Source organism: Castellaniella caeni NBRC 101664 (assembly GCF_001592225.1).
GTDB lineage: Bacteria > Pseudomonadota > Gammaproteobacteria > Burkholderiales > Burkholderiaceae_B > Castellaniella > Castellaniella caeni.
This window is the reverse complement of the sequence record NZ_BCWN01000007.1, coordinates 48,984-62,371: the sequence shown is the minus strand read 5'-3', so window position 1 is coordinate 62,371 and position 13,388 is coordinate 48,984. Positions and strand designations below refer to the sequence as shown.

Annotated in this window: 12 protein-coding genes; all 12 read left to right on the top strand. The window is 66.3% G+C overall.

All coding sequences use genetic code 11. The annotated features are described in order from the left end of the window. The first annotated feature begins 264 nt into the window (after window positions 1-264). Window positions 265-1,668 (top strand): 3-isopropylmalate dehydratase large subunit, encoded by a 1,404-nt coding sequence (gene leuC / locus CCA01S_RS06365; RefSeq protein WP_066455899.1) that lies wholly within the window; start codon window positions 265-267, stop codon window positions 1,666-1,668. A gap of 9 nt (window positions 1,669-1,677) precedes the next feature. Beyond that, window positions 1,678-2,334, top strand: coding sequence for a 3-isopropylmalate dehydratase small subunit (leuD, locus tag CCA01S_RS06360; protein ID WP_066455698.1), 657 nt, complete (start codon window positions 1,678-1,680; stop codon window positions 2,332-2,334). 135 nt (window positions 2,335-2,469) lie between these two features. Continuing rightward, window positions 2,470-3,546: a 3-isopropylmalate dehydrogenase gene (gene leuB, locus CCA01S_RS06355; RefSeq protein WP_066455695.1), complete on the top strand. Its 1,077-nt coding sequence runs from the start codon at window positions 2,470-2,472 to the stop codon at window positions 3,544-3,546. A gap of 40 nt (window positions 3,547-3,586) precedes the next feature. Beyond that, window positions 3,587-4,717, top strand: coding sequence for an aspartate-semialdehyde dehydrogenase (gene asd, locus CCA01S_RS06350; protein ID WP_066455693.1), 1,131 nt, complete (start codon window positions 3,587-3,589; stop codon window positions 4,715-4,717). Continuing rightward, window positions 4,717-6,273 carry a type IV pilus assembly protein FimV gene (locus tag CCA01S_RS06345; RefSeq protein WP_066455690.1) on the top strand — a complete coding sequence of 519 codons (1,557 nt, stop codon included), beginning with the start codon at window positions 4,717-4,719 and terminating at the stop codon, window positions 6,271-6,273. Before asd ends, CCA01S_RS06345 begins: the two co-directional genes overlap by 1 nt. 39 nt (window positions 6,274-6,312) lie before the next feature. After that, a complete protein-coding gene (gene truA / locus CCA01S_RS06340; RefSeq protein ID WP_066455688.1) occupies window positions 6,313-7,131 on the top strand; it encodes a tRNA pseudouridine(38-40) synthase TruA in 819 nt (272 codons plus the stop codon). A gap of 101 nt (window positions 7,132-7,232) precedes the next feature. After that, entirely contained in the window at window positions 7,233-7,847 is a 615-nt protein-coding gene (locus CCA01S_RS06335) for a TRAP transporter small permease subunit (protein ID WP_066455686.1), read from the top strand. A 2-nt stretch (window positions 7,848-7,849) separates the two neighbouring features. Next, window positions 7,850-9,517, top strand: a complete 1,668-nt coding sequence (locus CCA01S_RS06330; RefSeq protein WP_066455684.1) for a TRAP transporter large permease — start codon at window positions 7,850-7,852, stop codon at window positions 9,515-9,517. Further along, window positions 9,514-10,176, top strand: coding sequence for a phosphoribosylanthranilate isomerase (locus CCA01S_RS06325; RefSeq protein ID WP_066455682.1), 663 nt, complete (start codon window positions 9,514-9,516; stop codon window positions 10,174-10,176). The genes CCA01S_RS06330 and CCA01S_RS06325 overlap by 4 nt, the downstream gene beginning before the upstream one ends. Window positions 10,177-10,510: 334 nt before the next feature. Then, window positions 10,511-11,479: an ABC transporter substrate-binding protein gene (locus CCA01S_RS06320; protein WP_066455680.1), complete on the top strand. Its 969-nt coding sequence runs from the start codon at window positions 10,511-10,513 to the stop codon at window positions 11,477-11,479. A 189-nt stretch (window positions 11,480-11,668) separates the two neighbouring features. Beyond that, on the top strand, window positions 11,669-12,556 hold the full coding sequence (locus CCA01S_RS06315) for an ABC transporter permease (RefSeq protein WP_066455896.1): 888 nt from the start codon (window positions 11,669-11,671) through the stop codon (window positions 12,554-12,556). A 2-nt stretch (window positions 12,557-12,558) separates the two neighbouring features. Next, the gene (locus tag CCA01S_RS06310) at window positions 12,559-13,353 is read left to right on the top strand and encodes an ABC transporter ATP-binding protein (protein WP_066455678.1); all 795 of its coding nucleotides are present in this window, start codon (window positions 12,559-12,561) and stop codon (window positions 13,351-13,353) included. Window positions 13,354-13,388: the final 35 nt, after the last annotated feature.

Below are 13,388 nucleotides of genomic sequence, written 5' to 3'. Positions count from 1 at the left end.
GCGGGCTTGCTGGCATGGTTGCGGCCGTTCGGGGCGCGGATGGGCCCGGATGGAGGTGGATGGATACGACCCACCAGCGTCTGCTCAAACGACCGGTGAAACGAGTACCAATTACCTGTAATACTAGGATGAATGCTGGCCTTGTCAGTGAGAACGGTACTGGCATAATGGCTTCAAGGTGACCGATTGCCGCCAGCGCGCCGCGGCCCCGCCGCACGCCGCGCCGCCCGATCGGTCTTGTTTTTCCTAGCCGAGACCACGACCATGCCTCAAACCCTGTACGACAAACTCTGGGATGCCCATGTGGTGCACCAGGGCCCCGACGGCACCTGTCTGCTGTATATCGACCGCCACCTGGTGCACGAAGTCACCAGCCCGCAGGCGTTCGAGGGCCTGGCGCTGGCGGGCCGCAAGCCCTGGCGCATCGCCGCCAACCTGGCCGTGGCTGACCACAACGTGCCCACCACCGACCGCTCCCAGGGCATCAAAGACCCCATTTCCCGCCTGCAGGTCGATACGCTCGACAAAAACTGCGAAACCTGGGGTATCACCGAATTCCGCATGAACGACCGCCGCCAGGGCATCGTGCACATCATTGGCCCCGAACAGGGTGCCACGCTGCCGGGCATGACGGTCGTCTGTGGCGATTCCCACACCAGCACGCACGGGGCCATGGGCGCCTTGGCCTTCGGCATCGGCACCTCCGAGGTCGAACACGTGCTCGCCACACAGACGCTGCTGATGAAAAAAAGCCGCAACATGCTGGTGCGGGTCAATGGCCAGCTGCCCTTCGGCTGTACGGCCAAAGACCTCATTTTGTACGTCATCGGCCAGATCGGCACGGCGGGCGGCACGGGCTACGCCATCGAGTTCGGCGGCAGCGCCGTCCAGGCCCTCTCCATGGAAGGCCGTATGACCATCTGCAATATGGCCATCGAGGCCGGTGCGCGTTCGGGCATGATTGCCGTCGATCAGACCACCATCGACTACTTCAAGGGGCGGCCCTACGCGCCCGAAGGCGAGGCCTGGGATCAGGCGGTCAGCGATTGGCAGACCCTGCATTCCGACGCGGGCGCGGTCTTCGACCGTGTCGTCGAAATCGACGCGGCGCGGATTCAGCCGCAGGTGAGCTGGGGCACGTCGCCCGAGATGGTCACCAACGTCGGCGGCCAGGTGCCCGACCCCGCCGCCGAGGCCGATGCCGTGCGCCGCAAGGGCATGGAACGCGCCTTGCACTATATGGATTTGCAGCCGGGCACGGCCATGACCGACATTGCCATCGACAAGGTCTTCATCGGCTCGTGCACCAATGCGCGCATCGAAGACCTGCGCGCCGCCGCCGCCGTGGCCAAGGGCCACACCGTGGCCGCCAACGTGAAGCTTGCCATGGTGGTGCCCGGCTCGGGCCTGGTGAAAGCCCAGGCCGAACGCGAGGGGCTCGACCGCGTGTTTCTGGACGCCGGCTTCGAGTGGCGCGAACCGGGCTGCTCGATGTGCCTGGCGATGAACGCCGACCGCCTCGACCCGGGCGAACGCTGCGCGTCCACCTCGAACCGCAACTTCGAAGGGCGTCAGGGGCAGGGCGGGCGTACCCACCTGGTCAGCCCCGCCATGGCGGCCGCCGCGGCCATTGCGGGCCACTTTGTGGACGTGCGCACTTTCCAATAGGATTTCATCATGCAAGCCTTTACCACGCATCAGGGCCTGGTGGCCCCCCTGGATCGCGACAACGTCGATACAGACCTCATCATTCCCAAGCAGTTTCTCAAGTCGATCAAGCGTACGGGCTTTGGCCCCAACCTGTTCGACGAGCTGCGCTACCTCGACCATGGCGAACCGGGCATGGACAACAGCCAGCGGCCCCTGAACCCTGATTTTGTGCTCAATCAGCCGCGCTACCAGGGGGCTTCCGTGTTGCTGTGCCGCAAGAATTTCGGCTGCGGCTCCAGCCGCGAGCACGCGCCCTGGGCCTTGCAGCAGTACGGCTTTCGCGCGCTCATTGCGCCGTCCTATGCCGACATCTTCTTCAACAACAGCTTCAAGAACGGCCTGCTGCCCATCATCCTGCCCGAGGCGGTGGTCGATGGCCTGTTCCAGGCGGTTGCCGCAACGCCAGGCTATCAGCTCACCGTCGATCTGGCGCAGCAGCAAGTGTCGGCCCCGGATGGCACGCATTGGTCGTTCGAGGTCGATGCCTACCGCAAAGAATCCCTGCTCAAGGGGTTGGATGAAATCGGCCAGACCCTGCTGCACGCCGACGAAATCCGCGCCTTCGAGGCCAGGCGCCTGGCGCAGCACCCCTGGCTGGTCAAGGTGGCACCGGGCACCCGCTAAGCGCGGTCGGCGCGCAGCCCACGGTCAGGCCGTTTCGGTTCGGCCCGCGGGCGGGCGCTGCGGCGGCCCATCCTCGGTGGCCCATCTCCGGATGGGCCTGTCTTGCCGTTTTAGTTTGAATTTGCTGGATTTCGCATGACCTCAAAAATTGCAGTACTGCCCGGTGACGGTATCGGCCCGGAAATCGTCGAACAGGCCGTGCGCGTGTTGCGCGCGCTTGACCTCGATCTCGACTTTGCCGAGGCTCCCGTAGGTGGGGCCGCCTATGCCGCGCAGGGTCACCCGCTGCCGCAAAGCACGCTTGACCTGGCCTTGCAGTCCGACGCCATCCTGTTTGGCGCGGTGGGCGACTGGAAATACGACCACCTCGAGCGCGCCCTGCGCCCCGAGCAGGCGGTGCTGGGGCTGCGCAAGGCGCTGGGCCTGTTCGCCAACCTGCGCCCGGCCATTCTTTATCCCGAGCTGGCCAACGCCTCGTCGCTCAAGCCTGAAGTCGTTGCCGGGCTCGACATCCTCATCGTGCGCGAGCTGACGGGCGACATTTACTTCGGCCAGCCGCGCGGGGTGCGCACGCTGTCCGAAGGCCCGTTCGCCGGCGAGCGCCAGGGTTTCGACACCATGCACTACGCCGAAACCGAAGTGCGGCGCATCGCCCACGTGGCCTTCCAGGCCGCCGCCAAGCGTCAGGGCAAGCTGTGCAGCGTGGACAAGGCCAACGTGCTCGAGACCTCGCAGTTCTGGCGCGACATCATGATCGACGTGGCGCGCGAATACCCCCAGGTCGAACTCTCGCACATGTACGTCGATAACGCCGCCATGCAGCTGGTGCGCGCGCCCAAGGCCTTCGACGTGGTCGTCACCGGCAACCTTTTTGGCGACATTCTGTCCGACGAGGCCGCCATGCTCACGGGTTCCATCGGCATGCTGCCATCGGCCTCGCTCAATGCCAGCCGCCAGGGCCTGTACGAGCCCAGTCATGGTTCGGCGCCCGACATCGCCGGGCAGAACGTCGCCAACCCGCTGGCCACCATTTTGTCGGCGGCCATGCTGCTGCGCTATTCGCTGGATGCGGGGGCCGCCGCCGATCGCATCGAGGCCGCCGTGCAGGCGGTGCTGGCGCAAGGCTTGCGCACGGCGGACATTTACGAAGACGGTACGACGCGCGTTTCGACCACGGAGATGGGCGATGCCGTACTGAAGGCATTAGAATAAACAATTCGGGATTCTCAATTTTTTGTTCAGGCAGGGTTTTATGGCGCAGGCAGTAGGTTTGGTCGGGTGGCGCGGCATGGTGGGCTCGGTGCTCATGCAGCGCATGCGGGATGAAAACGATTTCGCGTTTTTCGAGCCGGTGTTCTTTTCCACCAGCAATGCGGGCGGGGCGGCCCCGGCGTGGGCATCGGGTGCGGGCCCCTTGCAAGATGCCTACGACATCGAGGCCTTGCGCAAGCTGCCCATCATCGTCACGGCGCAAGGGGGCGACTACACCAGCGCCGTCTACCCCAAGCTGCGCGCAACGGGCTGGGACGGCCTGTGGATCGACGCCGCCAGCACGCTGCGCATGAAAGACGACGCCATCATCGTGCTCGACCCGGTCAACCGGCCCGTCATCGATGCCGCCCTGCAGCGCGGGGTGCGCAACTACATCGGCGGCAACTGCACGGTCAGCTGCATGCTGATGGGGCTGGCCGGCCTGTTCAAGGCCGACATGGTCGAATGGATGACCTCCATGACCTACCAGGCCGCTTCCGGCGGCGGGGCGCGCCACATGCGCGAACTCCTCACCCAGTTCGGCCTGCTCAACCAGGCCGTGGGCGCACAGCTGGCCGACCCGGCCTCGGCCATCCTTGACATCGATCGCGGGGTGCTCAAGGCGCAGCAAGACCCCAGCCTGCCGCAAGAAAATTTCGGCGTGCCCCTGGGCGGCAGCCTCATCCCCTGGATCGACAAAGATCTCGGCGACGGCATGTCGCGCGAAGAATGGAAGGGTGGGGCCGAAACCAATAAAATCCTGGGCCGCGGGCCGGGTTTCGGCGCTACGCCGGTGCCGGTCGATGGCCTGTGCGTGCGCATCGGCGCCATGCGCTGCCATAGCCAGGCGCTCACCATCAAGCTGCGCCGCGACGTCCCGCTCGACGAGATCAACGACGCGGTGCGCACGGGCACGCCCTGGGCCAAGCTCGTGCCCAACGACAAAGAATCCTCCGTCCAGGCGCTCACGCCCGTGGCCGTCACGGGCACGCTCGACATTCCCGTGGGGCGCTTGCGCAAGATGTCCATGGGCCCCGAATACCTCAGTGCCTTCACCGTGGGTGACCAGCTGCTGTGGGGGGCCGCCGAACCGCTGCGCCGTATGCTGCGCATTGCGCTGGGTGAACTTTGATGGGTGCCGGCACCCGCCAGATGGCCCGGCTGCTGGCCGTGCTGGCGCTGGCCACGGGCGGCGCGGCGCAGGCCGCCAGCTTCGGCCACGCGCGCCTGGTGTCAGAAGTCGGCCAGCCGCTGCTCGTGCTGGTGCCGGTCACGCACCTGACGGCCGCCGACCTGCAGGCGCTGTCGGCCCGGCCCGCCGCTGCCGCCGACTGGGCCAGCGCCGGGCTGACGCCGCCCGTGCCGCTCGACAGCCTCAGTGTCAGCGTGGCGCCAGAGGCCCGGGGCAGCACGCGCCGGGTCTTGCGCATCCATTCCAGCCAGGCCTTCTCCGGGGCGCTGGCTGATCTGCTGCTCGACGTCCAGACGGCCACTGGCGCTCAGCGCTATCAGGTGTCCATCGTGGCGCCGGGGCCGGTGCGGGCCCAGGCTCCTGTCGCCCAGTCACAGACGGCGCCCGCCAGCAGCCCGGCCAGCGCCGTGGGCGCGCCCGCCGCACCCACCAGCCGCCGTATTCCGGCAGGCGCCATCCGGGTCAGGCCGGGCGACACCCTGTTTGCCATCGCTCGCCGTCACGCCGTCGATGGCGTGTCCCTCTATCAGTTGATGATGGCCTTGCAGCGGGCCAATCCGCAGGCCTTCATCCGGCACAACATCAATCTGGTGCGCGCGGGCGCGGCGCTGGCCGTGCCCGGTATCGACGACATGCTGTCGATCTCCGATGCCGAGGCCCGGCGCCAGTTCGTGCAGCAGACGGCAGCCTTCGACCGTCTCAGCGGCCGGGTGGGCGCGGGTGCCGCGCCACTGACTTCGGGCACCCGGGGGGCCGTGTCGCATGCGCGCGGGGCGGATCATCCGGCAGGCGCCGCCACCGCCAAAGACCAGCTGCGCCTGAGCCAGGGGGGCGCGGCTGAGTCGGCCGACCAGCGCACCGCCCGCGGGCGCGCGCTGAAAGACGCCGAAGCGCGCGTGGGGCAGCTGCAGGACAACGTCCAGAACCTCAACAAGGCCTTGCAGGCGCAAGGCCGCGTGGCGGGTCATGCCGCGGTTGATGGCGCCCAGGCCATTGGCCAGTCGATCGGCAAGATCGCCAACGCCATCAGCGAAGCCAGCCACGAGGCAGCGGCGCAGGCCAATGCCCAGACCGCCGCCGAAGCCCTGGATGCGCAGCAGCCAGACGCCGCCGACGCTGCGCCGGGCAGCGATTCCGCGGCAGGCCAGGTCGGCGCTTCGGCCCGGCCGGGTGCGTCCGCTACCGCCAAGGCGGGCACCGACCTGGGCACCACACTGGCACCCGCGGCACCGGCCCAGGCCGATGCCGCCGAACTGCAGGCCTCCCAGCGCGCCCAGCACCGGGCCACCTGGCTCCAGGATCACCTGCTCGGGGTAATGACCACGCTGCTGGCCGTGATCGTCTTCATCATCGCCTGGCTGCTGCGTCGCGCCAATGGGGCGCGCGATGATGCCGAGGACACGCCGCGCGTCACCGAGGCCATGGTGCGGGAAAAGCTCAAGGACGTCGATCTCGACCTGGCCCAGCCGGATGCACCGTCCGCACCCAAGGCGTAGCCCCGGTTTGGCGCGTTCGCTCGACACTGAGGGCCGATCGTGGCACGCATCGCACTGGGCCTGAGCTACGACGGCGCGCCCTGGCACGGCTGGCAGACGCAGCCTGGCGGGGGCACGTTGCAGGACGTGCTGGAAGCGGCGCTGCGGCGGTTTCTGGCCAGCCCCGGCGTGCCCACCATCTGTGCTGGGCGCACCGACACCGGGGTGCATGCCTTGCAGCAGGTGGTGCACATCGATACCGATGCCGTCCGCCGGGATGAATCCTGGGTGCGGGGCCTCAATGCCCTGCTGCCCGCCAGCCTGGCGGTGCAGTGGGCGCGGCCCGTGGCCGCTGATTTTCATGCCCGCTTCGATGCCCGCGCGCGCACGTACTTCTATGTGCTGCGCAGCGCCCCCGTGCGCTCGCCCATTCTCACTGGCAAGGTGGGCTGGGTGCATGATTCGCTGGATGACGAGGCCATGCGCGCCGCCGCCCGCCACCTGCTGGGCGAGCACGACTTCAGCGCCTTTCGCTCGTCCGAATGCCAGGCCGCCAGCCCGGTGCGTACCTTGCAGGCGCTGGATATCACGCGCGCGGGCGATTTTCTGGTCTTCGAACTGCGCGCCAACGCCTTCTTGCACCACATGGTGCGCAACCTCATGGGCATGCTGCTCATGGTGGGGCGTGGCCGCCGCCCGCCTGACTGGGCCGCCGAGCTGCTCGCCCGGCGCGACCGCCGCCTGTCGGCCCCCACGTTCATGTCCGACGGCCTGTATCTGGCGCACGTGGCCTATCCGCGGGCGCCAGACCTGCCGCTGCGTTCCCCCCAGGACGCCTTGCGCCATCACCTGGGCGGCCTGCTGGCTGCGTCTGCGTAGTATTCCCATGGTGACGCCCGCGCGCCATCGGATAGAATTGGAAAATTTGTGACAGGTCGGGGCAAGCTCGTGTCCCGTGGCTTTTCTTCTCTGGACGAGCAATGAAAACTCTCTTGAAGATTTCCGGGTATATCGATGCCCTGAATACGCTGGTGGGTCGCGCCGTGACCTGGCTGGTGCTGATCGTGGCGCTCATCAGCGCCGGCAACGCGGTGATGCGCAAGGTCTTCAACCTCAGTTCGAACGCCTGGCTCGAACTGCAGTGGTACTTGTTTGGCGCCATCTTTCTGCTGGCGGCGGGCTACACCTTCCTGCGCAACGAACACGTCCGGGTAGACGTGCTGTCGCAGAAGCTGTCCGAGCGCGCGCAGGTGTACATTGAAATCTTCGGCGTGATCTTCTTTCTGCTGCCCGCGGCCTGTCTGGTGCTGTGGCTGTCCATCCCGTTTTTCTGGGAATCCTATCTCACCCACGAGCTGTCCTCCAACACCGAAGGCCTCATCCGCTGGCCGGCCAAGTTGCTGATACCCGCGGGCTTTGCGCTGCTCATCCTGGCCGGGCTGTCGCATCTGCTCAAGTGCATCGGCTTTTTGCGCGGGCAGTGCGGCAATCCCATGCGCGTATCCAGCGGCAAGAGCGACGAAGAAAAACTGGTGGAAGACATCCTTGCCCAGCAGCAGGCCGGGCAGGGCACAGACACGGTCGCGGGGCGCTGAACATGGAATTTCTCGTCTCGAACCTCGCGCCGATCATGTTCTTCAACCTGATCGTCTTTCTGCTGCTGGGCTTTCCAGTGGCGTTTTCGCTGGCCGCCACGGGCGTGCTCTATGGCCTGGTCGCCATCGACCTCAACCTGATGAGCCCGCTGCTCTTTCAGGCGCTGCCGCAGCGCATCTTCGGCATCGTGGGCAACGACACCCTGCTGGCCGTGCCGTTTTTCACCTTCATGGGGCTCATACTCGAACGCTCGGGCATGGCCGAAGACCTGCTCGACACCATCGGGCGGCTGTTCGGCCCGCTGCGCGGCGGCCTGGCCATTGCCGTCGTCTTCGTCGGCGCCCTGCTGGCCGCCACCACGGGGGTGGTGTCGGCCTCGGTGATCTCGATGGGGCTCATTTCCCTGCCCATCATGCTGCGCTACGGCTATGACCGGCGCCTGGCCTCGGGCGTCATCGCTGCCTCGGGTACGCTGTCGCAGATCATCCCACCGTCGCTGGTGCTCATCATCCTGGCCGATCAGCTGGGGCGCTCGATCGGCGACATGTACCGTGGCGCCATGCTGCCGGGCCTGCTGCTGGCGGGCGCCTACATGGGCTACGTGTTTCTGGTGGCCTTCTTCAAGCCCGCCCAGGTGCCGGCCCTGCCGCCCGAGGCGCGCGGCGAGGTCGATGCCAAGGGGCGCCGCGGCCTGCGTTCGCTGCTCGTGCTCACACTCATCGCCGCCGCCGTGGCGCGCTACGGTTCCGACTACTACTTCCGCGCGCACACCGACATCCCGCTGGACGAGCGCCTCGTCATCGTGCTGCTCATCTGGGGCAGCGTGGCGCTGCTGATGGCGCTGGGCAACCGCATCCTGCGCCTGGGCTGGCTCTCGCCTTTGGCCGAGCGCGTGGTGTTCGTCATGATCCCGCCCCTGGCGCTCATCTTCCTGGTGCTGGGCACGATCTTCATCGGCGTGGCCACGCCCACCGAAGGCGGCGCCATGGGGGCGGTGGGGGCGCTCATCATGGCCGTGTCGCGCAGACGCTTCTCGATGCGCCAGCTGCAGCAGGCCATGGAAAGCACGGCGCGCCTGTCCTGCTTCGTCGTCTTCATCCTGGTGGGCTCCACCATCTTCAGCCTCAGCTTCCGCGGCATCAACGGCGATCTTTGGGTCGAGCAGCTGCTGCTGCACGTGCCCGGGGGCGAACTGGGTTTTCTGGTGGTAGTCAGCGTCATGACCTTCTTCCTGGCGTTTTTCCTCGACTTCTTCGAGCTGGCCTTCATCATCGTGCCGCTGCTCGGGCCGGTGGCCGACAAAATGGGCATCGATCTCATCTGGTTTGGCGTCCTGCTGGCCGTCAACATGCAGACGTCTTTCGTGCATCCGCCCTTTGGCTTCGCGCTGTTCTACCTGCGTTCGGTGGCGCCCAAAGAAGACTACCGCGACCGCGTCACCGGCAAGCTGATCGCCAAGGTGACCACGGCGCAAATCTACTGGGGCTCCATCCCCTTCATCATCATTCAGGTTCTCATGGTGGCCGCAGTACTGAGCTTTCCCGGCATGGTCACGCACTACAAGGGCAATGCGCCGGTCGTCAATCCGGATTCCGTCACCTTCGGGCAAGACAGCGCCTACGGTTCGGATGCCTATGGCTCGGGCGACGCCGCGGGGGCCTTCCAATGAAGACGCCCGGACGCACGCGCATCAAGGTCTGCGGCCTGACGCGCCCCGGCGACGTGGCGGCGGCGGTCGACCTCGGGGTCGATGCCCTGGGGCTGGTGTTCTATCCGCCCAGCCGCCGCGCGCTGAGTCTGGATCATGCCGCGGCGCTGCGCCGCCAGGTGCCCGCCTTCGTCTCCACGGTAGCCCTGTTCGTCAACCCTTCAGTCGCCGAGGTCGAGCAGGTGCTCGCGCGCGTACGCCCCGACCTGCTGCAGTTTCATGGCGAAGAGCCGCCACGGTTTTGCGCCCAGTTCGGCGTGCCATACCTGAAGGCCTTCCGGGTGGGGGCGCCGGGCCTGGACTCGGCGGCAAACTTGCTGGCGCAGTGTCGGCTGTATGACGCTGCCGGCGGCTGGCTGTTCGACAGCTACAGCGCGGGTTATGGCGGCAGCGGCCTGTCTTTCGATGCCGCCCTGCTGGCCGCCGTGCGGGGTGATGCGCAGGCGCGTCCCGTGGTGCTTTCGGGCGGCCTGACCGCCGAGACGGTGGGGCAGGGGATCGCCGCCGTGCGGCCCTTTGCGGTGGACGTCAGCAGCGGGGTTGAATCGGCTCCGGGCATCAAGGACGCCGATCGCATCGCCGCCTTTGTTGCCGCCGTGCGCGCCAGCGACTGCACATAGCGGCCGCCGCGGCCGTGGTGATGCCACGGATAGCGTCGTGGATGGCGTCACAGGTGGTGCCACGGATGACGCCACGAATGACATCACGAATGGCGCCAATACGGCTGTTTACGGCCCGATCGATTCGTAGCACCCCATGTGAAAGCAATTTTATTTCTTCAAATTCAAAGGTGTCGCGATTTATCGCCCTTCAGGTAAGAAAAATAACGCCACAGGTTAAAATCATTGCCGAAACAGGGAAATCCCCTGCAGATAATCAAGATTTTTCCCGCTAGACTGAGCGCCTGATTGCCGAATCCGGTCTCTTCAGGCAAGGTCACCACAGGAGCCATACATGAAACTGCATCCCCTCGTTCGTCACCTGGCTGGCGCCGCCGCGCTCATGGGGGCGCTCGCGGCGCCCCAGGCACAGGCTCAGTCGGTGGCGGTCACCTCCATCGTCGAGCACCCGGCGCTGGATGCCGTCAAGGACGGCGTGCGCGAGGCGCTGACCCAGGCGGGCTATACCGAGGCCAAGGGGCTCAAGTGGCAGTTCCAGACGGCACAGGGCAATACCGCCATCGCCGCACAGATCGCGCGCAAATATGTGGGCGACAAGCCTGACGTCATCGTGGCCATCGCCACGCCGTCGGCGCAGGCCGTGGTAGCTGCCACCAAGACCATCCCCGTGGTGTATTCCGCCGTCACCGATCCGGTCGCGGCGCAGCTTGTACCCGGCTGGGGGCCGTCGGGCACCAACGTCACCGGGGTGTCGGACGCGCTGGCGCTCGACAAGCAGATCGACCTCATCAAGAAGATCGTGCCCAACGCCAAGAAAGTGGGCATGGTCTACAACCCCGGCGAAGCCAATTCGGTGGTGGTCGTCAAGCAGATGCGAGAACTGCTGCCCAAGGCCGGCCTCAGCCTGATCGAAGCCACGGCGGCGCGCACGGTCGATGTGGGCGCGGCGGCCCGCAGCCTGGTGGGCAAGGTCGATGTCATCTACACCAACACCGACAACAACGTCGTGTCGGCCTACGAATCGCTGGTCAAGGTGGGCGATTCGGCCAAGATTCCGCTCATTGCGTCGGATACCGACAGCGTCAAGCGGGGGGCCGTTGCCGCCCTGGGCGTCAACTATCACGACCTGGGCGTCCAGACTGGCGGCCTGGTGGTGCGCATCCTGAAGGGCGAAAAACCCGGCGCCATCGCCTCTGAAACCAGCGCCAAGCAAGAACTGTACGTCAATCTGTCGGCGGCCAAGAAACAGGGCGTCACCCTGTCCGACGCCGTGGTGAAGTCGGCGGCTCAGGTCATCCAGTAAGCAGGCTGCGCCCGGCGCCTTCGGGCCCGCCGGGCAGGCCGCGCAGCAGCGGATGACAGTCTCGTTTCGTTCCCAGGCCGCCTGTGCGGCCTACGTTTTTTCCGGCGCGGGGCCCGATCGGCCCGGCCGGCACTGGTGTCGGCCCGCGTCATGCGCGCGGTGCGCGGCATCCCGTTTCTAGAGAATTCCATGTCTATTTACTCCATGTGGGGGGCCTTCGAGATCGGGCTGATTTTCGGCCTGGTCGCCCTGGGCGTGCTCATCTCCTTTCGTGTCCTCAACTTTCCCGACCTCACCGTGGATGGCAGCTTTCCGCTGGGTGGGGCCACCGCGGCCATCCTCATCCACCACGGCATGGACCCTTTCCTCGCCACCTTCATCGCCACGCTGGCCGCCGGCTTTGCCGGGATGATCACCGGCTGGCTGAACGTCAGCCTCAAGATCATGGATCTGCTCGCCAGCATCCTGATGATGATCGCGCTGTATTCCATCAACCTGCGCGTGATGGACGCGCCCAACGTGCCGCTCATCACCGATCCCACCGTCTTTACGGTGCTGCAGCCGAGCGGCATGGAAGACTACATCGCCCGGCCGCTCATCCTGCTGGCCCTGGTGGTGGTCGTCAAGCTGCTGCTCGACTGGTTTTTCGCCACCCAGGTGGGCCTGGCCATGCGCTCCACGGGCTCCAATCCGCGCATGGCGCGCGCCCAGGGCATCCACACCGGGCGCATGGTACTGCTGGGCATGGCCATCTCCAACGCCCTGTGCGGCCTGGCCGGGGCGCTGTTCGCCCAGTCCCAGGGCGGCGCCGACATCTCCATGGGCATCGGCACCATCGTCATCGGGCTGGCGGCGGTCATCATCGGCGAATCCATCATGCCGACGCGGCGTCTCGTGATCGCCACCCTGGCCGTCGTCATCGGCGCCGTGCTGTACCGTTTCTTCGTGGCGCTGGCCCTCAATGCCGACTTCATCGGCCTGAAGGCGCAGGACCTCAACCTGGTGACCGCCGTACTGGTGACGGTGGCGCTGGTGATTCCGCTGGTCAAGCAGCGTTTGCATAAGAAGAGGGCCTGATCATGCTCAGCGCACAAAATCTGCAACTGACATTCAATCCTGGCACGCCCATCGAGACGCAGGCCCTGCGCGGCATGTCGCTCGACATCCCGGCGGGCCAGTTCGTCACGGTCATCGGCTCCAACGGGGCGGGCAAATCCACGTTTCTCAATGCCATTTCGGGCGAGCAGACGGTCGATAGCGGCCGTATCCTCATCGACAACGAGGACGTGACGCGCCAGCCCGTCTGGGATCGCGCGCCCAAGGTGGCGCGCGTGTTTCAAGACCCTATGGCGGGCACTTGCGAAAACCTCACCATCGAAGAAAATATGTCGCTCGCGCTGGGGCGAGGGCAGTTTCGCAGCCTGCGCCGCGCCGTGCGCGAGGAAATGCGCGACCTCTTTCGCGAGCGCCTGGCAGTGCTGGGCCTGGGGCTGGAAAACCGCCTCACTGACCGCATTGGCCTGCTCTCGGGCGGCCAGCGCCAGGCCGTCAGCCTGCTGATGGCCGCCTTGCGACCTTCGCGCATTCTGCTGCTCGACGAACATACGGCGGCGCTCGACCCACGCACCGCGCAGTTCGTGCTCGAACTTACCGCCAAGATCGTGGCCGAATACGGGCTCACCACCATGATGGTGACGCACAGCATGCGCCAGGCCCTGGACGTGGGCGACCGCACCGTCATGCTGCACCAGGGGCGGGTCGTGCTGGACGTGCAGGGCGACAAGCGCAAGGGGCTGGAGGTGCCCGACCTGCTGGCCATGTTCGAGCGCGTGCGGGGCGAAGAACTGGCGGACGATTCCTTGCTGCTGAGCTGATCCCCTCCGGCTTATTGTCAAATTGACAAAAAACG

Bases quoted from the DNA above. Each gene is read 5' to 3' on its own strand.
- leuC (WP_066455899.1), top strand. From the start codon at position 265: ATGCCTCAAACCCTGTACGACAAACTCTGGGATGCCCATGTGGTGCAC.
- leuD (WP_066455698.1), top strand. From the start codon at position 1,678: ATGCAAGCCTTTACCACGCATCAGGGCCTGGTGGCCCCCCTGGATCGC.
- leuB (WP_066455695.1), top strand. From the start codon at position 2,470: ATGACCTCAAAAATTGCAGTACTGCCCGGTGACGGTATCGGCCCGGAA.
- asd (WP_066455693.1), top strand. From the start codon at position 3,587: ATGGCGCAGGCAGTAGGTTTGGTCGGGTGGCGCGGCATGGTGGGCTCG.
- CCA01S_RS06345 (WP_066455690.1), top strand. From the start codon at position 4,717: ATGGGTGCCGGCACCCGCCAGATGGCCCGGCTGCTGGCCGTGCTGGCG.
- CCA01S_RS06335 (WP_066455686.1), top strand. From the start codon at position 7,233: ATGAAAACTCTCTTGAAGATTTCCGGGTATATCGATGCCCTGAATACG.
- CCA01S_RS06330 (WP_066455684.1), top strand. From the start codon at position 7,850: ATGGAATTTCTCGTCTCGAACCTCGCGCCGATCATGTTCTTCAACCTG.
- CCA01S_RS06325 (WP_066455682.1), top strand. From the start codon at position 9,514: ATGAAGACGCCCGGACGCACGCGCATCAAGGTCTGCGGCCTGACGCGC.
- CCA01S_RS06320 (WP_066455680.1), top strand. From the start codon at position 10,511: ATGAAACTGCATCCCCTCGTTCGTCACCTGGCTGGCGCCGCCGCGCTC.
- CCA01S_RS06315 (WP_066455896.1), top strand. From the start codon at position 11,669: ATGTCTATTTACTCCATGTGGGGGGCCTTCGAGATCGGGCTGATTTTC.
- CCA01S_RS06310 (WP_066455678.1), top strand. From the start codon at position 12,559: ATGCTCAGCGCACAAAATCTGCAACTGACATTCAATCCTGGCACGCCC.